The 20,984-nt window shown below is 64.5% G+C and carries 22 protein-coding genes; 14 read left to right on the top strand and 8 right to left on the bottom strand.

The window, feature by feature from the left end; genetic code table 11:
• The first annotated feature begins 2 nt into the window (after positions 1–2).
• From HZB49_RS09710 to irr, 3 genes are all read left to right on the top strand, one after another.
• Entirely contained in the window at positions 3–875 is an 873-nt protein-coding gene (locus tag HZB49_RS09710) for a DUF296 domain-containing protein (protein WP_291610533.1), read from the top strand.
• Between the two features lie 414 nt (positions 876–1,289).
• On the top strand, positions 1,290–2,045 hold the full coding sequence (locus tag HZB49_RS09705; protein WP_291610531.1) for an AAA family ATPase: 756 nt from the start codon (positions 1,290–1,292) through the stop codon (positions 2,043–2,045).
• Between the two features lie 280 nt (positions 2,046–2,325).
• Complete coding sequence (irr, locus tag HZB49_RS09700; RefSeq protein ID WP_291610529.1) at positions 2,326–2,823, top strand: Fur family transcriptional regulator Irr; 498 nt, start codon at positions 2,326–2,328, stop codon at positions 2,821–2,823.
• Between the two features lie 77 nt (positions 2,824–2,900).
• Here the strand turns inward: irr and HZB49_RS09695 are convergent, their stop codons facing one another.
• Positions 2,901–3,554 carry an HAD hydrolase-like protein gene (locus HZB49_RS09695; RefSeq protein ID WP_291610527.1) on the bottom strand — a complete coding sequence of 218 codons (654 nt, stop codon included), beginning with the start codon at positions 3,552–3,554 and terminating at the stop codon, positions 2,901–2,903.
• Between the two features lie 71 nt (positions 3,555–3,625).
• On the opposite strand from HZB49_RS09695, the gene HZB49_RS09690 reads away from it, so the two are divergent.
• Positions 3,626–3,829, top strand: coding sequence for a DUF433 domain-containing protein (locus tag HZB49_RS09690; RefSeq protein WP_291610525.1), 204 nt, complete (start codon positions 3,626–3,628; stop codon positions 3,827–3,829).
• A gap of 5 nt (positions 3,830–3,834) precedes the next feature.
• Entirely contained in the window at positions 3,835–4,122 is a 288-nt protein-coding gene (locus HZB49_RS09685) for a HigA family addiction module antitoxin (protein WP_291610524.1), read from the top strand.
• A gap of 31 nt (positions 4,123–4,153) precedes the next feature.
• Here HZB49_RS09685 and HZB49_RS09680 read toward each other — a convergent pair whose 3' ends face one another.
• From HZB49_RS09680 to HZB49_RS09665, 4 genes are all read right to left on the bottom strand, one after another.
• Entirely contained in the window at positions 4,154–5,038 is an 885-nt protein-coding gene (locus HZB49_RS09680) for a c-type cytochrome (protein WP_291610522.1), read from the bottom strand.
• Positions 5,039–5,145: 107 nt separating this feature from the next.
• Complete coding sequence (locus HZB49_RS09675) at positions 5,146–5,685, bottom strand: DUF4258 domain-containing protein (RefSeq protein ID WP_291610520.1); 540 nt, start codon at positions 5,683–5,685, stop codon at positions 5,146–5,148.
• Between the two features lie 25 nt (positions 5,686–5,710).
• Positions 5,711–8,686, bottom strand: a complete 2,976-nt coding sequence (gene uvrA, locus HZB49_RS09670) for an excinuclease ABC subunit UvrA (RefSeq protein WP_291610518.1) — start codon at positions 8,684–8,686, stop codon at positions 5,711–5,713.
• A gap of 311 nt (positions 8,687–8,997) precedes the next feature.
• Positions 8,998–9,759, bottom strand: a complete 762-nt coding sequence (locus HZB49_RS09665) for an outer membrane beta-barrel protein (RefSeq protein WP_291610516.1) — start codon at positions 9,757–9,759, stop codon at positions 8,998–9,000.
• 423 nt (positions 9,760–10,182) lie between these two features.
• Here HZB49_RS09665 and HZB49_RS09660 point away from each other — a divergent pair, with 423 nt between their 5' ends.
• The 3 genes from HZB49_RS09660 to gyrA all read left to right on the top strand — a co-directional run bounded on the left by HZB49_RS09660 (position 10,183) and on the right by gyrA (position 14,205).
• Positions 10,183–10,662, top strand: a complete 480-nt coding sequence (locus tag HZB49_RS09660) for a single-stranded DNA-binding protein (RefSeq protein WP_291610514.1) — start codon at positions 10,183–10,185, stop codon at positions 10,660–10,662.
• A gap of 238 nt (positions 10,663–10,900) precedes the next feature.
• Positions 10,901–11,299, top strand: coding sequence for a DUF2306 domain-containing protein (locus HZB49_RS09655; RefSeq protein ID WP_291610512.1), 399 nt, complete (start codon positions 10,901–10,903; stop codon positions 11,297–11,299).
• Positions 11,300–11,481: 182 nt separating this feature from the next.
• Positions 11,482–14,205 (top strand): DNA gyrase subunit A, encoded by a 2,724-nt coding sequence (gene gyrA, locus HZB49_RS09650; protein WP_291610511.1) that lies wholly within the window; start codon positions 11,482–11,484, stop codon positions 14,203–14,205.
• Between the two features lie 137 nt (positions 14,206–14,342).
• Here gyrA and HZB49_RS09645 read toward each other — a convergent pair whose 3' ends face one another.
• Entirely contained in the window at positions 14,343–14,600 is a 258-nt protein-coding gene (locus HZB49_RS09645; RefSeq protein WP_291610509.1) for a hypothetical protein, read from the bottom strand.
• A gap of 277 nt (positions 14,601–14,877) precedes the next feature.
• On the opposite strand from HZB49_RS09645, the gene coaD reads away from it, so the two are divergent.
• From coaD to queA, 5 genes are all read left to right on the top strand, one after another.
• A complete protein-coding gene (coaD, locus tag HZB49_RS09640) occupies positions 14,878–15,372 on the top strand; it encodes a pantetheine-phosphate adenylyltransferase (RefSeq protein ID WP_291610507.1) in 495 nt (164 codons plus the stop codon).
• 43 nt (positions 15,373–15,415) lie between these two features.
• Positions 15,416–15,961 carry a peptidylprolyl isomerase gene (locus HZB49_RS09635; protein ID WP_291610506.1) on the top strand — a complete coding sequence of 182 codons (546 nt, stop codon included), beginning with the start codon at positions 15,416–15,418 and terminating at the stop codon, positions 15,959–15,961.
• A 7-nt stretch (positions 15,962–15,968) separates the two neighbouring features.
• Complete coding sequence (locus tag HZB49_RS09630; RefSeq protein ID WP_291610504.1) at positions 15,969–16,391, top strand: hypothetical protein; 423 nt, start codon at positions 15,969–15,971, stop codon at positions 16,389–16,391.
• Positions 16,367–16,828 carry a peptidylprolyl isomerase gene (locus HZB49_RS09625; protein WP_291610502.1) on the top strand — a complete coding sequence of 154 codons (462 nt, stop codon included), beginning with the start codon at positions 16,367–16,369 and terminating at the stop codon, positions 16,826–16,828. Before HZB49_RS09630 ends, HZB49_RS09625 begins: the two co-directional genes overlap by 25 nt.
• Before the next feature lie 135 nt (positions 16,829–16,963).
• The gene (queA, locus tag HZB49_RS09620) at positions 16,964–18,061 is read left to right on the top strand and encodes a tRNA preQ1(34) S-adenosylmethionine ribosyltransferase-isomerase QueA (protein WP_291610500.1); all 1,098 of its coding nucleotides are present in this window, start codon (positions 16,964–16,966) and stop codon (positions 18,059–18,061) included.
• 93 nt (positions 18,062–18,154) lie between these two features.
• Here queA and HZB49_RS09615 read toward each other — a convergent pair whose 3' ends face one another.
• The gene (locus tag HZB49_RS09615) at positions 18,155–19,180 is read right to left on the bottom strand and encodes an aspartate-semialdehyde dehydrogenase (RefSeq protein ID WP_291610498.1); all 1,026 of its coding nucleotides are present in this window, start codon (positions 19,178–19,180) and stop codon (positions 18,155–18,157) included.
• A 267-nt stretch (positions 19,181–19,447) separates the two neighbouring features.
• On the opposite strand from HZB49_RS09615, the gene tgt reads away from it, so the two are divergent.
• Positions 19,448–20,581, top strand: coding sequence for a tRNA guanosine(34) transglycosylase Tgt (tgt, locus tag HZB49_RS09610; protein ID WP_291610496.1), 1,134 nt, complete (start codon positions 19,448–19,450; stop codon positions 20,579–20,581).
• Between the two features lie 8 nt (positions 20,582–20,589).
• Here the strand turns inward: tgt and HZB49_RS09605 are convergent, their stop codons facing one another.
• Entirely contained in the window at positions 20,590–20,805 is a 216-nt protein-coding gene (locus tag HZB49_RS09605) for a hypothetical protein (protein ID WP_291610493.1), read from the bottom strand.
• Positions 20,806–20,984 lie beyond the last annotated feature (179 nt).

The following is a 20,984-nucleotide window of genomic DNA, read 5'->3' as shown; positions in this document are numbered from 1 at the left end:
GGATGCGGCGGATCGAGCAGCCCGGCCTGCCCGTGGCCGAACGCATCCAGTGCGTGGAGGCGCGGGGCCGCGCGTTTTCCTTCACCATGCAAGCCGGCACTCCCTTGCTGGAAGCCGCTCGCCGCGGCTTTGCGGATGCAGGCTTTGCCGGCGGCGTCCTGAACATGCGCGGCGGCGCGCTCGGGCCGTTCGCCTATGTGATGCCGGCGCTGTCGAAGACGCCGGACCATGCGGCCTTCTACAGCGACACGTTCCGGCCGGCCGGCGTGACGCAGCTGAGGATGGGCGCGATGACGCTGGGCGAACGCGATGGCGCGCCGTTCTTTCATTGCCATGCGCTGTGGACCGAGGCTGACGGTCACGTCAATGGCGGGCACATTCTCCCCGAGGAGACCATCGTCGCCGAACCCTTCGAGGTCGACGCCTTCGGCATCGACGGCGCGGTCTTCCTGGCCGAGCCGGATCCCGAGACCGGGTTCAAGCTGTTCGGCCCGGTGGCGCGGGCAGCTACCGCGCCGGGGAATACGCGGCCGGCCTTTGCGCTGCGGCTGCGGCCCAACCAGGATTTTGCCGGCTGCCTGGAGGCGTTCTGCAGGCAGCGTGGCATCGGCCATGCGCGGCTGCGCGGCGGCGTCGGCAGCATCATCGGCGCGCGCTTCGCCGATGGCAAAACCGTGGTGCCGTTCGCCACCGAGCTGCTGATCGGCTCCGGCGAGATCGCACCGGGCAGGAGCGGCGCACTGGAGGCGCAGCTCGACGTCGCGCTGGTGGACTATCTCGGCGGGCTTGCCGAGGGGCGGCTGGTCCGCGGCGACAATCCCGTGCTGATGACGATGGAGCTGGTACTCGAGCCGCTGGAGGCGGGGAGACCCTGACGCGCAATTTGTAGGGTGGGCAAAGGCGCGCATGCGCCGTGCCCACCGTCGACGACGCGGTCGTGAAGGTGGGCACGCTTGCGCTTTGCCCACCCTACAGTATCCCGCTGGAGGCGGGGAGGTAGACTCTTGTCGCCCCGGCCTTCGCCCCCGCGCCAACGTTCGTGACGACCGCGAAGCGTCCCCTCATGGCGGCGCGGGCTGAGGGCAAGAGAGTTCTGATTTACGTAATAGTCGAGCGGTTATTCTGATTATTGGAATGTCTGCCCCGATAGATGCTCCATATCTATTTGAAATTGCAGAGGAAACCATATTTGGAAGAGAGCTCGACGAGCGTTCTTGTTGTGTTCCCATGGATATGCGATGCTTCTATCCACTGGAAGTTGCAGCTGGCTGCCGCTGGAGACTGGATGCATGGCTCGAAAAAATCGCCCGATCAATATGCCCGCGCCGTATCTGCGGCGCGTGTGGCTCGATCCGTCGCGGATCGAGGATCGCAAGGCCTACCCATACTCCCTGTCTTTTCTGAGCGACGATTTCGAAGTCAATTTCGACAGGCCCATCACCATCATCGTTGGCGAGAACGGCGCCGGCAAATCGACTCTGCTCGAAGGCATCGCAGTACTTGCCGGCTATGACGAGGCGGGTGGGGGCAAGGGCTACCGCGCGGTCGATCATTCCAATGCGATCGAGGTAGGCGGTGGGGACCTATCGAATGCGCTGCGGGCCGGCTGGCTGCCGAAGATCACCAATGGCTGGTTCTTTCGCGCTGAGAGCTTCTTCTCCGTCGCGCGATATCTGGACGAGGTCGGAAGTACGGCGGCTGACTTCCTCTCCTACTCCCATGGCGAAGGTTTCATGCGCTTCTTCGAGGAGCGCTGCCAGAAGCAAGGCATCTTCATCTTCGATGAGCCGGAATCCGCGCTGTCGCCGGCGCGGCAAATCGATTTCCTGAAGCTGCTGCACCGGATGGAGAATTCCACTATCTGCCAGGTGGTGATGGCGACGCATTCGCCGATGCTGATGGCCTATCCCAACGCGCGGCTGCTGCGATTGACGAAACACGCGCTGGAGCCGGTGACGGTGGAGCAGACCGATCATTTCAAGGTGATGCGCGAGTTCTGTCAGGACCCGACGGGCTTCGTTGAAGGCGCCATCGCGGGAGCGTAGACGGCCCGCCGCCTGCAAATGAACCGGCCGCCGAACCCACGAGGATCCGGCGGCCACCCGGGATCCCGCAACGAAGTCGCGATCGAAATGCCCCCAGCCCGGGTGAAGCAAGCCTACGCCATCGGCGCGCTCGCGGGGATTACAATTGCTGTTCCTCTGCAGGGAATATCGCGCATGTTGCTTTGGGGTCACGAAGGCGCTGCGCTGGCTTGACCCTTGTCAAGGATGTCCGGGCGATTTTGCGATCAAGTTGCAGCAATACGCATGACAAGGCCCTGCGATGGATGTCCTGACCGATGAACTGAACGGCGTCGCCCAGCTGGAAGCCGCCTGCGGGGATATCTGCGCCGATTGTACGGCCGGGGACGTCCAGGAGTTGCTGCGCGATGCAGGCCTCAGACCGACGCGGCAGCGCATGATGCTCGGCCAGCTGCTGTTTGCCGGGATGAACCGGCATGTCACGGCCGAGATGCTCTATGCCGAGGCGGCGGCGGCCGGCATGCAGCTGTCGCTGGCGACCGTCTACAACACGCTGAACCAGTTCACCCAGGTCGGGCTGTTACGCCGGGTCGGTCCGGACGGTTCGCGATGCTTCTTCGACACCGATACCAGCGTGCACCCGCATTTCTATCTCGAAGGCGAGGACATCCTGATCGACGTGCCCGAGAACCTCGTGGTGGAGAGAATGCCGGAGGCGCTGCCGGGGCACGAGATTTCCCGGCTCGACATCATCGTGCGTATCCGCCGCAAGGTTGATGGGGTTCGTAGGGCGGGTTAGGCGAAGCCGTAACCCGCCAAACCTGTCGGCGGATTACGCTCGCGGCATGGCATGCCGAGCGACCGAGGGCGGGAACGCTAATCCGCCCTACGGCCCGCGGTCCCCGCGACCAACCGCGGCGCAATGTCTTCCATCCGCTCGAACACGATCTCCGGCGCGAGTCCACGCAGCGCGTTCGGCGCGGCATAGCCCCACATCACCGCGCCGCAGGCGATGCCGGCGGCACGCGCCGCCTCGATGTCGCGGACCTCGTCGCCCACCGAGATTGCCTGCGCCACGGTGAAGCCGGCGCGCCGCACGACGCGGCGGAATTTCCTGGCCTTACCGAACAGCGAGGCGCCGCAATCGAAATGCGAAAACAGCGCAGCCGCCTCGCCAAGCTGCCGCCGCGCGTTGGCCTCGTGGTCGGAACTGACCAGCGCCAGCGTGAGGCCGCCATCGCGCAGGCTTTGCAGCATCGCCCCCGTGCCCGGAAACAGCGGAATGTCGGCGAGATGCGCGGCCTTCATCCGCCGCATGTGCCGCGCGATGGCGGGCAGCTTCCACAGCTGAACTTCGAGCCGCTTCAGGATTTCGCGCGAGCCGGCATGGCGCAGCGACTCGACGTCCCCGTCCTCGATGCGGCGAAAGCCGAAGCGGTCGGCGACACCGTTCACGTTGCGCAGGAACCACGGAAAGCTGTCGGCCAGCGTGCCGTCGAGGTCGAAGATGGCGAGGGAGTAGGGTGGCATGCTGGCAAGCGGTGGCGCTGACGAGGATGGAGCTGTCTGATATGCTTGATCGAAATTACAGGAAGAGACCCATGTCGCACGAGCGGATCGAGATCAACCCTGATATCATGGATGGCAAGCCGGTGGTTCGCGGTACGCGTATTCCGGTTGAGCTTGTCGTGCGCAAGCTCGGGGCGGATATGGCGATCGATGCGATCCCTGCCGATCATCCGCGGCTTATGCCGGATGACGTCCATGCCGCACGAGCCTTTGCAGCGGATTATCTCAGAGGCTGAACAGCATGGCCCCCGTCATACATCCAGGACGTTTTCTCAAACGCGAAATGGGAGCGCGAAAGCTCAGCGCCAACCGGCTCTCGCTGGACATCGGCGTGCCGTCCGGCCGAATTACGGACATTCTGAATTTTCGTCGCGCGATCACGGCTGACACGGCAGTCCGGCTCGGCCGCTATTTCGGCAACAGCGCGCAATTCTGGCTGGATCTGCAGGGCCAGTATGACATCGGCGTGGTCGAGCGCGAAAAGGGCGCCGAGATCGTCAGGCGGGTGCGCCCCGCGGATGCGGCCTGACCATCTCGCCAGTTGCCCGCGGAAGCCGCCTTCACGGCTTCCTGGAGGCGGCGGACTTCAGTTTTTTGATGGCGTCGCGGATCGGACCGAACGGTCCGTATTTGTGCTGTTTCTCGCCAAAACCGTCGGCGTAGGGGCCATAGGGCGCGTCGACCGGCTTGTCGAGCAGATCGGGAAAATCCTTGTCCAGGCCTGCGCGGTGCGGGCGCGGCTGCGACAGCACATAGGCTGCGACGTCCCATGCCTGCTCGGGCGTCAGCTGCGGATTCAAATAGTCGGCGCCGTGCGGCATGTTGAAATGGACGAAGTTTGCGAAGTTGATCAGCCGCGCCATGCCGGCGCCGTCGTTGTAGCTGTCGGGGCCCCACACCGGCGGCAGCATGTAGCCGAGCTCGGGCGCACCGCGATCCCTGAGCACGCCGGCGCCGTCGGGCTTGTGGCAGGCGGCGCAGGAGCGGGCGTAGACGGCGCTGCCCCGCTGGGGGTCGGCCGCCCGCTTCAGCTCCTTCATCTTGCCGGCGCCGAGGCCCGGCACCTGCTGGCCCGCGGGCACGCCGGTCGACAGGAATTCGACATAAGCCACCATCGCGCGCATCTCGGGCGCATCGTTGGGCAGGGCGCGTCCGTTCATGCTGCGGGTCATGCAGCTGTTGATGCGATCCTCGATGCTGATCGGAGCGCCGGTGCGGGCGCTGTAGGCGGGGAAGTCGTTGTAGATGCCGAACAGCGGCAGGCCGAATTTCGTCGTCCCGCCGTCGAGGTGGCAGTTGGTGCAGGCGAGGTTGTTGCCGGCGAACCGCTTCCCAGCATCGGCCACGTTGGGGCCGATAAGCGCGTAGGTCGCCAGCATGAGGTCGCGTCCGTCGCGGATCAATTGGCCGCGGGCATCGCGCGGCAGGGCGCTGACCTGGGGCATGGTCCAGGGGGTGAAGGATTGCGGCTCGGCCGTGACTGGTGTGGAAACGGCGAGAGCGATGAGCGCGAAGAGGCATGATACAAAATAGCAAACCCGCATGGCGGCCCCTATTTTGCCGCGACGGGAGTCAGCTCAAAGATGCGACCGTATTTTGCGGCCTCTGAGACGTCGCCCCGGCGCAATGCCAGGCGCACTGCATCGAGCTTGCGCGCGTCGTCAGGCGACAGATATGGCGACCACGCAGTTTCGTCCTCGATCAAATCGACCGGGACTTCCGCGGCGAACCTGCCTTCGTGAATGAACTCCTTGGACTTCCGGGTCATCGCTTGTTTCGCTTCATAAAAGTCGTCGGACCAAAGTTCGGGTAGCGGCCGATAGGCCGTCACCAAGACTGCGGGCGTACCTTGGTTCCTGGGTATGCCCCACATCACATGAACCGGCCGGCCATCGCCGTCGCGCTGCAGGACCAGGACAGAGGGTTCCTTGCGTGAGTCGGGATAGTCTTCAAGAAGTAGTGCTCGATCCACGCCGGCAAGGACATCTTCGATCAGGATATCATCCGCCAGGAGTTCGCGAAAGCCATGTCGCGATATCAAGTATTCGCCACGCGTCACCAAATCCTGCACGCGGCGCAATGTGTCGCTCATGACCACCTTTGCGTCTTGATTCAGTCTACTCCGCCGCTTCGCTCGCCCCGCTGCTCTTCCGCGGCTTACCGCCGGCCTTCTTCAGCACCGGGGCCAGGAATTTGCCGGTGTAGCTCCGCGGCGCCTTGACGATGTCCTCCGGCGGGCCCCAGGCGACGATCTCGCCGCCGCCGTCGCCGCCTTCGGGGCCGAGGTCGATGACCCAGTCGGCGGTCTTGATGACTTCGAGATTGTGCTCGATCACGACCACGGTGTTGCCCTGTGCGACCAGCTCGTGCAGCACTTCCAGCAGTTTCTTGACGTCGTGGAAGTGCAGGCCGGTGGTGGGCTCGTCCAGGATATAGAGCGTGCGGCCGGTGGCGCGCTTTGACAATTCTTTTGCCAGTTTGACGCGTTGGGCCTCGCCGCCCGACAAGGTCGTGGCCTGCTGGCCGACGTGGATATAGTCCAGGCCGACGCGGTGCAGGGTCTGGAAGGTGTCGCGCACGCGCGGCACGGCCTTGAAGAACTCGGCGGCCTCTTCCACGGTCATGTCGAGCACGTCGGCGATGCTCTTGCCCTTGAACAGGACCTCCAGGGTCTCGCGGTTGTAGCGCTTGCCCTTGCAGGTGTCGCAGGTGACGTAGACGTCGGGCAGAAAGTGCATCTCGATCTTGATGACGCCGTCGCCCTGGCAGGCCTCGCAGCGGCCGCCCTTGACGTTGAAGGAGAAGCGCCCGGGCTCGTAGCCGCGTGCCTTGGCTTCCGGCAGGCCCGCGAACCATTCGCGGATCGGCGTGAAGGCGCCGGTATAGGTCGCGGGGTTGGAGCGCGGGGTGCGGCCGATCGGCGATTGGTCGATGTCGATGATCTTGTCGATATGCTCGAGGCCCTCGATGCGGTCGTGCGGCGCGGCGCCCTCGCTGGCGTTGTTGAGCTTGCGGGCAATCGCCCGGTAGAGCGTGTCGATCAGCAGCGTCGACTTGCCGCCGCCGGACACGCCGGTGACGCAGGTGAACAGGCCGAGCGGGATTTCCGCCGAGACGTTCTTCAGGTTATTGCCGCGCGCGTTCACCACCTTGAGGGTGCGGCGATGGTTGGGCGGCCGCCGCTCGGGGATATCGACCGCCAGCTCGCCGGTGAGATATTTGCCGGTCAGCGAATTGGCGTTGCGCATGATGTCTGAAGGCGTGCCCTCCGCCACGATGTGGCCGCCATGCATGCCGGCGCCGGGGCCGATGTCGAGGACGTAATCGGCGAGCCGGATAGCGTCCTCGTCATGCTCGACCACGATCACGGTATTGCCGAGGTCGCGCAGTCTCTTGAGGGTTTCGAGCAGCCGGGCATTGTCGCGCTGGTGCAGGCCGATCGAGGGCTCGTCAAGCACGTAGAGCACGCCGGTCAGGCCGGAGCCGATCTGCGAGGCCAGCCGGATGCGCTGGCTTTCGCCGCCGGACAGCGTGCCGGAGGCGCGCGACAGCGTCAGGTAATTGAGGCCGACGTCGAGCAGGAAGGTGAGGCGCTCGCGGATTTCCTTGAGCACGCGGCCGGCGATCTCGTTCTGCTGGGCGTTGAGCGAAGCCGGCACGCTCTCGAACCATTCGCCGGCGCGCTTCACCGAGAGCTCGGAGATGTCGCCGATATGCTTGCCGCCGATCTTGACGCACAGCGCCTCCGGCTTGAGGCGGTGGCCGTGGCAGCCGGCGCAGGGCACGTCGGAGAAATACTTTGCCAGCTCCTCGCGCGCCCACTCGCTTTCGGTCTCGCGGTAGCGGCGCTCGAGATTGGTGATCACGCCCTCGAACGGCTTCTTGGTGTCGTAGGAGCGGACGCCGTCCTCATAGGAGAACTTGATCGCCTCCTCGCCGGAGCCGGTGAGCAGGACGGCCTGCACCTTCTTCGGCAGATCCTTCCACGCGGTGTCCAGCGTGAACTTGTAGTGCTTGCCGAGCGCGGTCAGCGTCTGCAAATAATAGGGCGAGGACGATTTGGCCCAGGGCGCGATCGCGCCCTTGCGCAAGGTCATCTCCTTGTCGGGGATGACGAGATCCTCGTCGATGTGCTGCTCGACGCCGAGGCCGCCGCATTCCGGGCAGGCGCCATAGGGATTGTTGAACGAGAACAGCCGCGGCTCGATCTCGGGAATGGTGAAGCCGGAAACCGGACAGGCGAATTTTTCCGAGAACAGGATGCGCTCGGGTCCGCTCTTGTCGTGGATTTTCGCGGTCTTCTTCTTGCTGTCCTCGGCGGTGGCCGCCGGCGCGTCGGCGTATTCGATGACGGCGAGGCCTTCGGCGAGCTTCAGCGCGGTCTCGAAGCTCTCGGCGAGGCGCTGGCCGATGTCGGCGCGCACCACGATGCGGTCGACGACGACGTCTATGTCGTGCGGGAATTTCTTGTCGAGCGTCGGCGCGCTGGCGAGCTCGTGGAAGGTGCCGTCGATCTTGACGCGCTGGAAACCCTTCTTGAGGTATTCGGCGAGCTCCTTCTTGTACTCGCCCTTGCGTCCGCGCACGACCGGCGCCAGCAGATAGAGCCGCGTGCCCTCCGGCAGCGCCAGCACGCGGTCCACCATCTGCGAGACCACCTGGCTCTCGATCGGCAGGCCCGTCGCGGGCGAATAGGGCACGCCGACGCGGGCCCAGAGCAGGCGCATGTAGTCGTAGATCTCGGTGACGGTGCCGACGGTGGAGCGCGGGTTCTTCGACGTCGTCTTCTGCTCGATCGAGATCGCCGGCGACAGGCCGTCGATCTGGTCGACGTCCGGCTTCTGCATCATCTCCAGGAACTGGCGCGCATAGGCGGAGAGCGACTCCACGTAGCGGCGCTGGCCCTCGGCATAGATGGTGTCGAAGGCGAGCGAGGATTTGCCGGAGCCGGAGAGACCCGTAAACACCACGAGCTTGTCGCGGGGAATCTCGACGTCGATGTTCTTCAGATTGTGCTCGCGCGCGCCGCGAATGGTGATGGCGCGCGAGGAGGACGCGTTCTGTTGGCGCTTGGCGCGGAGCACTTCATCCATATCGGCATTCCCAAGCGCGCGATCCGCGCCGTTGTTGTTGCGCATGATCTGATCGGAAAACCGGCCTCCACTTTTCCGGATCATGCCGTGGGGCGCGCAGCCGGTTGTTCCGGGCTCAGACGCCAAGGATATGCTGGAACGTAGGAAGAACGGGCGGCATTTTCCAGTGCCGCGCGCGAATCATCAACGGTTAGTTTGCGGCGTGGCGGCAGGCGGCAGCAGCAGCGGCGTTGTCGCGGATGCCGCAGGTCATGCAAACAAAAAGGCCGGCACGAGGCCGGCCTTCAGGAGAGAGAAAGTTTTGGCGAAGCTCAGTACTTCGCGACGACCGGGCCGCCCCAGCGATAGTTCACGCGGACCGTGACGAGGTCGACGTCCTGCTTGACGCGCTCCTGCGCAAAGAACGTTCCGGCTGCGGCGAAGTTGCCGTTGTTGTTGAAGGTGTAGGTGCGGCTGCCCATGAACAGGTGGTCGTATTCGATCGCTGCCGACCAGTTCGGGGAGAAGCCGAACTCAAGGCCGGCGCCGACGACGCCGCCCCAGCGGGTATCGCTGACGGTGTTGGTGACGGGCACGTTGGTGCCCGTGAAGTAGGTCCGGAAGCGGTCATCGGTGACAGCGGCGCCGCCCTTGACGTAGAGCAGCACGTTGTTGGCGGCATAGCCGACCTGGCCGGTCAGCAGGCCGAACGCGCCGATCTTCGATTCATTGGTGAAGGCGGGAGCAGTGACAGCAACATTGCGGCCCTTGAGGTCGGCCCAGTTACCCTGGCCTTCGACACCGAACACCCAGGTGCCGGCCTGCCAGCGGTAGCCGATCTGGCCGCCAGCAACTCCGCCGGTGGCGTCGTGGCAACCATCGCTCGCGACGAAAACACCAAGGCCGTTCTGCAGGTCCCAGCACTTGTGGCTCGAACCCCAGCCGCCGTTGGCGCCGATGTAGAAACCGCTCCAGTCGTACACGGCGGCAATCATCGCGGGCGCCTTCGCGTAAGGACGCGCAGCGAGATCCGCGGCAGAGGCCGGTGCAACCAGCGCAATGACGCCGGCAATACCGAGCAGAAACTTCTTCATCTCTCTCTCTCCGGTTCTTTTCCGCTTCCGTTGGTCCCGAAGCGGTTTTTCGGCGCGAGCGCCAAGTCCATCCATCGATGAATTTACAGGATTCTGCCGCTGGAGGCCGTCTCCCAAATGCAACACTCGGCAACGAAGTGATGTCGGAACAAGTTAATGATTTGTTTAGAAATTCCCGCGACCCGAATCGGTCGAGCCGGGGTTCCGTCCCGGTCCCGGGGAGTTCGTCGGGCCTCCGGCAAGAATCCGGAACAAAACTGGAACATCGGGCGGTTCAGTGCTATATGTGGATAACCGGGATGCCCTCGGCTGGAGCTTAGGGAAAGCCCCGCCGTTGAGCGTATAGGTCGGCGGGCGGGCGCGGCGAGCTGGCCATGAAGGTGCCGGCCCGGTTGACCAGTGATTGGAGCGTGGAGAGCGGCGATGGCGGGAAGTGTGAACAAGGTGATCCTGGTCGGCAATCTGGGCAAGGATCCGGAAATCCGGCGTACCCAGGACGGGCGTCCGATCGCCAATCTCAGCGTGGCGACCTCGGAGACCTGGCGCGACAAGGCCACCGGCGAGCGCAAGGAAAAGACCGAGTGGCACCGCGTCGTGATCTTCAACGAGGGGCTGTGCAAGGTCGCCGAGCAGTACCTGAAGAAGGGCGCCAAGGTTTATATCGAGGGCCAGCTGCAGACCCGCAAATGGACCGACCAGAGCGGGGTCGAGAAATACTCCACGGAGGTGGTGCTGCAGGGCTTCAACTCGACCCTCACCATGCTCGACGGCCGCGGCGGCGGTGGCGGCAGCTTTGCCGACGAGGGCAGCGGCGACTTCGGCAGTTCGAGCCCGGCCCCGCGCCGCGTCGCGGCTGCAGGCGGTTCGCGCAACAGCGACATGAACGACGACATCCCGTTCTGAACGGCCGGCCTCTTAGGCTTCCGAAGCGCGAGAATTTCTTTCGTGACTGCAGGCGTTTACGTCTTGTAAGCGCCTGATCCAAGCTTGCAGCTTTGCCTTGTAGCCAGATGGAATTCCTGTCCGAAGCCAGCAGCGGTTTTGGGTGGCAGTCGCTTTGATCGCTTCGAATGTTAATGATATTTACATAAGGAGTTTGACCCAACCGTTCCCTTGGGGGAGCCGACCGCGAGAGCCCGCCATGAGCCTCAAGCCGCTGCTCGATGCCGCCCCCGCCATCCCCGTCCATGCCTTTGCCGCCATGGCGGCCTTTGGGCTGGGCGTGGTGCAGCTCGCCGCGCCCAAGGGCACGCTGCCGCACCGGACGCTCGGCTGGATCTGGGTGGCATTGATGGCTGTCGTGGCAATCTCATCGCTGTGGATCCACGAGATCCGCCTGGTCGGCCCATGGAGTCCGATCCACCTGTTATCGATCTGGGTGCCCGCGATGCTGGTGGTCGCCGTCATGGCGGCGCGGCGGCACAACGTGCGGCGGCACAAGATCACGATGCTCTGGCTGTTTGGGGGCGCGCTCATCATCGCCGGGCTGTTCACCTTCATGCCCGGGCGGATCATGCATACGGTGGTCTTCGGGTCCTGAAAGGCTGCCCGATTCCGCGGTTCCCGAAGCACGTTTCTGGAGGCTGCTTCAGAGGTGTCCGCGGCGCCCGTAAGTCCATGAAAAAACGAGGGGAAAAAGCGCTTTGCGCGGGCTTTAAAAAGTGGTTTGAAGGCGCCAAATCAGCTATATGATTCCAACGCCTTGAACTGACGGATTCCCCTTTGTCCGATAACGAAGACGACAAGCCCGGCGAGCCGCCGGCGCCATCAGATATTCGTCCCGTGTCCATCCTCGACGAGATGAAGCGCTCTTACCTCGATTACGCCATGAGCGTGATCGTGGCGCGTGCGCTGCCGGATGCGCGCGACGGCTTGAAGCCGGTGCACCGCCGCATCCTGTACTCGATGTACGAGCAAGGACACACGCCGGACAAAAAATACGTGAAGTCGGCCCGCGTCGTCGGTGACGTGATCGGCAAATATCATCCGCACGGCGACCAGTCGATCTACGACGCGATGGTGCGAATGGCGCAGGAATTTTCCATGCGCGTGCCGCTGATCGACGGCCAGGGCAATTTCGGCTCGGTCGATGGCGATCCACCGGCGGCTTATCGGTATACCGAAGCGCGCCTGACGCGATCGGCCCTCGCGGTTCTCGGTGATATCGACAAGGACACGGTCGATTTCCAGCCCAACTACGACAATTCCGAGAAAGAGCCGTCGGTTCTGCCGGCGAAGTTTCCGAACCTCCTCGTCAACGGCGCCGGCGGCATCGCGGTCGGCATGGCAACCAACATCCCGCCGCACAATCTCGGCGAAATCGTCGACGCCTGCGTGGCGCTGATCGATAACCCGGCGCTGGGGATCGACGACCTCATCAACATCGTCCCGGGACCGGATTTTCCGACCGGTGGCGTCATCCTCGGACGCCAGGGTATCCGTTCAGCCTATCATCTCGGCCGCGGCTCGATCGTGATGCGCGGCAAGGTATCGATCGACACGATCCGCAAGGATCGCGAAGCCATCGTCATCTCGGAAATTCCCTACCAGGTGAACAAGGCCACCATGGTGGAGCGCATCGCCGACCTGATCCGCGAAAAGAAGATCGAGGGCATCGCGGACCTGCGCGACGAATCCGACCGCGACGGCTTCCGCGTGGTCGTCGAGCTGAAGCGCGACACCGTTCCCGACGTGGTGCTGAACCAGCTCTACCGCTTCACGCCGCTGCAGACCAACTTTGCCGCCAACATGCTGGCGCTCGATGGCGGCCGGCCGCAGGTGATGAACCTGAAGGATTTTCTGACCACCTTCATCGCTTTCCGCGAACAGGTCGTCACCCGCCGCACCAAGTTCTTGCTCAACAAGGCCCGCGACCGCGCCCACATCCTGGTTGGTCTCGCGATCGCGGTCGCCAACATCGACGAGGTCATTCGCGTCATCCGCACCTCGCCCGATCCGAACACCGCGCGAGACACCCTGATGTCGCGCGACTGGCCGGCGCGGGACGTCGCCGCCATGATCACCCTGATCGACGATCCGCGCCATAGGCTGGCCGAGGACGGCACCGCGCGGCTGTCGTTCGAGCAGGCCAAGGCCATTCTCGATCTCAGGCTGCAGCGGCTTACCGCGCTTGGCCGCGAGGAAATTTCCGAAGAACTCGACAAGCTCGCGGTCGAAATCGCCGACTACCTCGATATCCTGCGCTCGCGCGCTCGGGTGCAAGCGATCGTCAAGGCCGAACTCGCCGATGTGAAGAGCGATTTCGCAACCCCGCGCAAGACCGTGATCGTCGAGCAGGAAGACGAGGTCGAGGACGAGGACCTGATCCAGCGCGAGGACATGGTCGTCACCGTCTCCCACGCCGGCTACGTCAAGCGCGTGCCGCTCTCGACCTACCGGGCGCAGCGCCGCGGCGGCAAGGGCCGCGCCGGCATGCAGACCCGCGACGAGGATTTCGTCAGCCGGCTGTTCGTGGCCTCCACGCATACCCCGGTGCTGTTCTTCTCCTCGCGCGGCCAGGTCTACAAGGAAAAGGTCTGGCGGCTGCCGATGGCGGCGCCGAATGCGCGCGGCAAGGCCCTGATCAACATCCTGCCGCTGGAGCAGGGCGAGCGTATCACCACCATCATGCCGCTGCCGGAGGATGAATCCTCCTGGGGTAATCTCGACGTGATGTTCGCCACGACCGGCGGCACCGTCCGCCGCAACAAGCTGTCCGACTTCGTCGACGTCCGCCGTTCCGGCATCATCGCCATGAAGCTGGAGGATGGCGAGTCCATCGTCGACGTGCAGATCTGCACCGAGCGCGACGACGTGCTACTGACCGCCGCCGGCGGCCAGTGCATCCGCTTCCCCGTCACCGACGTGCGCGTCTTCACCGGCCGCACCTCGATGGGCGTGCGCGGCATTGCGCTTGCGAAAGGCGACACGCTGATTTCGCTGGCGATCCTGCGCCATGTCGAGGCCACATCGGACGAGCGCTCGGCGTATCTGAAGATGCGCCGCGCGGTGGCGGGCGAGGCGGCGGCGGAGGAGGGCACCGAGGCCGAGGCCGAAGAGGCATCGGATGCGATCCAGCTGTCGCAGGAGCGTTATGCCGAAATGTCGGCGGCGGAGCAGGTGGTGCTCACCGTTTCCGTCAACGGCTACGGCAAGCGCACCTCGTCCTACGAGTACCGCACCACCGGCCGCGGCGGCAAAGGCATCGTCGCCATGAGCGTCAACAACCGCAACGGCAAGCTGGTCGCCTCGTTCCCCGTGGAGGACAGCGACCAGATCATGCTGGTCACCGACAAGGGCCAGCTGATCCGCTGCCCGGTCGAGGACATCCGCATCGCCGGCCGCTCGACCCAGGGCGTGATCGTGTTCGACACCGCGGAGGACGAGCATGTCGTCTCGGTCGAGCACATCGGCGAGGAAGAGAACGGCAACGGAAACGGCGAATAGCGCGTTGCGAGCCGCTCAGGTGGCCTTGTCGATCGCCGTCGTTTCGTATCGCAGCGCCCGAAAACGAAAATCCCCGGGGGGCATCCCGGGGATTTCGATTCAGAGCAACGTGGAAGTAGGGGTAGGCAGGCAGTGAGTTACGGCGTGCGGTCGGCCGTCACCAGGCGAGCTTCGCGCACCACCAACTTGTTGCCGGCGCCGCGCAGGCAGGAGGCTTCGAAATTCGGCCAGGCCTGTTCGGAGCACGCGCGGCCGACCTGCTTGATGTCGAGGCGGTCGCCCTTCGCAAGCGCCACGGGAACGCTGGCTTCGACTTGCGGGGCAAAACCGGGGAGAATGGTGAGCGCGGCGGCGATGAAGGCGGCAACGGCCACCGCGGAAATTGCCTTGATCATGACTGTCCCCCGTCATGGGCCTCGGCGGGCCCGTCGTTTCGTTGGTGGACTAAGTAACCAAGCCCGGTTTCGGGACGTCTTCTCCAATGCGGAAAATGGTTTCGTCCGGCGCCGGTTTTGTTTCGTGCCGGCGGCCGGGACGAAACAATCATTACCTGCCCTGGAAGACGCGCCGGGAGGCCAAGTGGTTCATTGGCCGAGGCAAAATAGATTTCCGCCCTTTGGGCCGGGGTCAGGGAACCTTGCCGGCTTGGGCCGGGCAGGCTAGAGGGGGCATATGCCCCGTATCGCGCTTTATCCCGGCTCCTTCGATCCCGTCACGAACGGCCACCAGGACGTGGTCCGGCATGCCGTCACCCTCTGCGACAAACTGATCGTCTCGATCGGGGTGCATCCCGGCAAGAAGCCGCTGTTTTCGACCGAGGAGCGCCTGGACATGGTCCGGGCGGTGTTCGGACCGATCGCCCAGAAGGCCGGCTGCGCCTTCGACTGCAATACCTACGACAACCTGACCGTGACGGCGGCCCAGAAGGCCGGCGCCACCATCATGATTCGGGGTCTGCGCGACGGCACCGATCTCGACTACGAGATGCAGATCGCGGGCATGAACGAGACCATGGCGCCGGAAGTCCATACCGTGTTCCTGCCGGCCTCGGTCGCTGTCCGCCCGATCACCGCCACACTGGTACGCCAGATCGCGGGCATGGGCGGCGACGTCTCCGCCTTTGTGCCGCCTGCGGTCGCCAAAGCCCTGAAGGCCAAATTCGGCTGACGCGACGTCAGCGCCCTAATCGTTCATCAGCTCCGGAGTTTCCATGATCCGAGTCCTCGCCCTTTTCGCCGCGCTGGTCTGCGCGGCTCCCGCGCTCGCCCAGCCGCTGCCGGCCAATCTCGACAAGGCCAATGCCATCGTGATCGACTCCAGCAAGGGCCGCATCGTCATCGCGCTGCGCGCCGACCTCGCGCCCGGCCATGCCGCACGCATCAAGCAGCTCGCCCGCGACGGCTTCTACAACAACGTGCCGTTCCACCGCGTCATCGACGGTTTCATGGCGCAGACCGGCGACGGCGAGAAATTCAACGGCACCGGCGGCTCGAAATACCCGATGCTGAAGCAGGAATTTTCCTCCACGCCCTTCAAGCGCGGCGTGGTCGGCATGGCACGGCGCGGCGACAGCGTCGACAGCGCGAACGCGCAGTTCTTCATCTGCTTTGCCGATGCCTCCTTTCTCAACGGCAAGTACACCGTGATCGGCGATGTCGTGCAGGGCATGGACGTCGTCGACAAGATCAACAAGGGCGAGCCCCCGGCCAATCCGGACAAGATGGTGAAGGTGCAGGTCGCATCCGACATCAAGTGAGCCAGAGGTGGCGCGGCGCGGCAAACCAGCCTTGTGGTTTGCGGCGCTGCTGCTGGCCTTGCCTTTGCAGGCACGGGCCGAGCCGCTCGACAGTATCAGGGACGTGATCGAGCGGCTGCACCGGTGCTGGAAGCCGCCGCCGCGCTCGCAGGCCAGGCCGGTGGACATCACGGTCATTGTGAGCTTCAACCGCGAGGGCGCCATTCTGGGCCGGCCGCGGGTCACCTACGAGACGGAAGGGGCGTCCGACAATGACCGCCTGGCCTACCGGATCGCCGCCATGGAAGCGTTGCAGCGCTGCACGCCATTGCCATTTTCGCAAGGACTGGGCGGCGCCGTCGCCGGCCGGCCCTTCGCGATCAGATTTTGGACACGCAAGACTTCACCCAAACCAGAGAGACGAGCATGGCTGACACCGAAAATACCCTGATCCTCGAGACCACCCAGGGCCCCGTGAAGATCGAGATGCGTCCGGACCTGGCGCCGGGCCATGTCGCGCGCATCAAGGAGCTGGTGCGGGATGGCTTTTACGACGGCATCGTGTTCCACCGCGTGATCGACGGCTTCATGGCGCAGACCGGCTGTCCGCAGGGCACCGGCACCGGCGGCTCCGGCAAGAAGCTGAAGGCCGAGTTCAACAGCGAGCCGCATGTCCGCGGCACCGCCTCGATGGCGCGCGCGGCGAGCCCGGATTCCGCCGACAGCCAGTTCTTCATCTGCTTCGACGATGCCTCCTTCCTCAATCGCCAGTACACGGTGTGGGGCAAGGTCACCGAGGGCATGGAGAACGTCGACAAGATCAAGCGCGGCGAGCCGGTGCGCGAGCCCGACAAGATCGTCAAGGCGAAGATGGCGCTCGACGCCTGATGCTTCTCCTCGTGGTGAGGAGCTTGCGAAGCAAGCGTCTCGAACCATGAGGCCACTGACTATACATTCCGGGCCTCATCCTTCGAGACGCGCTTCGCGCTCCTCAGGATGAGGGTTCGGCAGCGTGTCGATTGAATGCGCACCGACCTCTTCGATTTCGACCTTCCCCCCGAGCGCATCGCGCTGCGCCCAGTGAGCCCGCGCGACTCCGCGAAGATGCTGGTGGTGCAGGGCGACGGCGTGCTGCGCGACCGCCTCGTGTCGGATCTGCCGCAATGGCTGGAGCCCGGCGACCAGCTCGTGGTCAACGACACCCGGGTGATCCCGGCGCAGCTAAAGGGCCGGCGCATCGGACGCGAGACCGAGCCGAAGATCGAGGCCACCTTGATCAAGCGGCTCGACGGCTCGCGCTGGCAGGCGCTGGTGAAGCCGGCCAAGAAGCTCGCGAGCGGCGACCGCATCCGTTTCGGCAATGAGGGAAAGGTCTGCCTGCTCGGCCATCTCGATGCAGAGGTCGAGGCCAAGGGAGCCGATGGCGAGGTGACGTTGTCATTCTCCTTCCATGGACCGGCGCTGGACCAGGCGATCTCGGATCTCGGCGTGACGCCGCTGCCGCCTTACATCGCTTCCAGACGTACGGCGGACGAGCGGGACGCTGCCGACTACCAGACCATGTTCGCGGCGAACGAGGGCGCGGTGGCCGCGCCGACTGCGGGGTTGCATTTCACGCCTGCGCTGGAAGCGGCGCTGCGCGGCCGCGGCGTCGAGATCAGCCGCGTCACCCTGCATGTCGGGGCAGGCACGTTCCTGCCGGTGAAGGTCGACGACACCGCCGGGCACCGCATGCATTCGGAATGGGGAACCGTGTCCGCTCCGACGGCGCGCAAGCTCAACGAGGCGCGCGCGAAAGGCGGGCGTATCGTGGCGGTCGGCACGACTTCGCTGCGCCTGCTGGAGAGCGCGGCGCATGAGGACGGCACGATCCAGCCCTTTGCCGGCGAGACCGCGATCTTCATCACGCCGGGCTACCGGTTTCGCGCAGTCGATATCCTGCTCACCAACTTCCATTTGCCCCGCTCGACCCTGTTCATGTTGGTGTCGGCATTTGCGGGATTGCATGCGATGAAGCAGGCCTATGCGCATGCGATTGCGGGCGGCTATCGCTTCTATTCGTATGGCGATGCGTGCCTGCTGTTCCGCGCGCGGGAGCCGCACGGGATCGAGGATACGTAGGGTGGGCAAAGCGCAAGCGTGCCCACCCTCACAGGCACGCTCTTGAAGGTGGGCACGGCGCTTGCGCGCCTTTGCCCACCCTACAACCTCACCTCACGCCATCGCGCGCTGCGGCAGCAGTTCGGCGATCTGGATCGCGTTCAATGCGGCACCCTTCAGGAGCTGATCGGCCGCGACGAACATCGAGATCGAGTGACCGGAGGGATCGCTGAGGTCCTTCCGGATGCGACCCACCAGCACATCGTCCTGCCCGGAGGCGTCGATCGGCATCGGGAAGTAGTTCTTCGCGCGATCGTCGACGATCTTCACGCCCGGTGCGCCGGCCAGGATGGCGCGGACGTCGTCCTCGCTGATCGGCCGCTCGCATTCGAAGGTGATCGCCTCGCAATGGGCACGCAGCACCGGCACGCGGACGCAGGTGACGCCGACTGCGATCTTGTCGTCCTCGAAGATCTTGCGGGTCTCCTGGATGACCTTGGTCTCCTCGTCGTTGTAGCCGGTATCGGGATCGATCGCGGTGTTGTGGCTGAACAGGTTGAAGGCGTAGGGGTGCGGCAGCACCTTCTGCTGGTAGCTGCGCCTCTCGAGGCTGGCGCGGGTGGATTCCACGAGTTCGTCCATCGCGGCCGCACCGGCGCCGCTCGCGGCCTGGTAGGTCGCGATGATGACACGCTTGATGCGGTTCTGGCGGTGGATCGGCCACAGCGGCACCAGCGCGGTGATGGCGGCGCAGTTGGGGTTGGCGATGATGCCCCTGTGATCCCTGATGCGGCCGGCGTTGATCTCGGGGATCACCAGCGGCACGTTCGGGTCCATGCGGAAGGCGGAGGAGTTGTCGACCACGACCGCGCCGGCCCGGACCGCGATCGGCGCATACTTGCGGGAAATGCTGCCGCCCGCCGAGAACAGGGCGATGTCCACGCCCCCGAAGGCGTGCTCGGTGAGTTCCTCGATCACGACCTGCTTGCCGCGGAAGGCGACGGTCTTGCCGGCGGAACGGGCGCTGGCCAATGCCTTGAGCTTACCGACGCGGAAATAGCGGCGGTCCATGGTGGCGATGAACTCGGCTCCGACAGCGCCGGTCACGCCGACAATCGCTACGACGGGATCGTTACTCACTTTGGTTCTCCTCTTCTTTCGGGTTCGTGCGGGCAACAAAAAAGCCCCGGACCTTTGCAGGCGGGGCTTCGGGTGAAGATATGCGGTCCAGGCTTACTGCGCGCGCACAACTCCCGAGCCCCCAAAGGGCTTGGTGGTTTTGGTCGTGGTTTTCGCAGTCAGCGTCATGGCGCGGTCTTATGGGGGAGAGATTTGCCGGCGTCAACGGGGTAAATCGGCCCCAAACCGGTTGAATCCGGCATGGCTGTCGCGCCATAAGGCCTCCACATGAGCCTTCCCAACCACTTTGAGCTGCTGGCGAGCGACGGCGCGGCGCGAACCGGGCGCCTGACCACGCCGCATGGCGTGGTGCGCACGCCAGCCTTCATGCCGGTCGGCACGGCCGGCGCCATGAAGGGCATGCACTGGCGCGAGGTTCGGGAGGCGGGCGCCGATATCGTGCTCGGCAATACCTACCATCTGATGCTGCGGCCGGGCGCCGAGCGGATCGCCGCGCTCGGCGGCCTGCAAAGATTTACCGGCTGGGGCGGGCCGATGCTGACCGATTCCGGCGGCTTTCAGGTGATGTCCTTGTCCGATCTGCGCAAGGTGAGCGAGCAGGCGGTGACCTTCCGCTCGCATATCGACGGCGCCAGGGTGGAGCTGTCGCCGGAGCGCTCGATCGAAGTGCAGCGGCTGCTGGGCTCGGACATCGCCATGCAGATGGACGAGTGCGTGCGTCTGCCGGCGGAGCGCGGCGACATCGAGCGCGCGATGCAGCTATCGCTGCGCTGGGCCGAACGCTCCAGGCGCGCGTTCGAAAGTGCGCCCGAAGGCTACATGCTGTTCGGCATCGTGCAGGGCGGCGACGTGCCCGAATTGCGCAAGGCCAGCGCACGCGGGCTGATCGACGTCGGTTTCCATGGCTACGCGATCGGGGGACTGGCGGTGGGCGAGCCGCAGGTAGTGATGCTGGCCATGATCGAGGTGACGGCGCCGGAATTGCCGGCGGATCGTCCGCGCTACCTGATGGGCGTGGGGACACCCGAAGACCTGCTGGAGGCGGTCGCGCGCGGCATCGACATGTTCGACTGCGTGATGCCCACCCGCAACGGCCGCCACGGCATGGCGTTCACGCGCTACGGCCAGATCAACCTGCGCAATGCGCGCCATGCCGACGATCCCCGGCCGCTGGATGCGGAAAGCGACTGGCCGTCGACGCGCAACATCTCGCGCGCCTATCTGCATCATCTCGTCAGGTCGGGCGAGACGCTGGGCGCGATGCTGCTGTCGGAAATCAACGTCGCCTATTACCAGCGGCTGATGCGCGACATGCGCGCGGCGATCTCAAACGGCACGTTCGAGGATTTCCGGAGTCAAACGCGCGCCGACTGGGCGCGCGGTGACATCGCTCCACAATGAGTCGTGGCTTAGTTACAAGCGAATTTCTTCAGCGCATGCCTGGTGACGAAGCCGTAGCCGCAGGTATCGCAGGTCCAGAGATACGAGATCACGTGGTCGCTCAGATAGGCGGAAGCTTCCGCAGCCACCATGGAATCCGCACACACCGGGCAGGTGGGAAGCTCGCACCCGCGCGGATCGGGTTGAGACGCGACGGTCGACAGGACTTCAGCAACAGCTGCCATCGTTGACCTCCTTGCGTTCAGAACCGGGAAACCAGTGCCCTCGCCATGATCGGACAAAGCCGCACAGGATCATGCGCTAGCGACCAAAGTATAAGACGACTTCTTTGACGTTGTCGCAACACAAATACGTTGGTTTCACGTTATTTCTCATTCTAACTGTTTTGCATTGCAGCGAATTT

The sequence above is a fragment of the Bradyrhizobium sp. genome (assembly GCF_016219575.1).
Taxonomy (GTDB): domain Bacteria; phylum Pseudomonadota; class Alphaproteobacteria; order Rhizobiales; family Xanthobacteraceae; genus Bradyrhizobium.
This window is presented reverse-complemented; position numbering and strand designations above follow the sequence as displayed.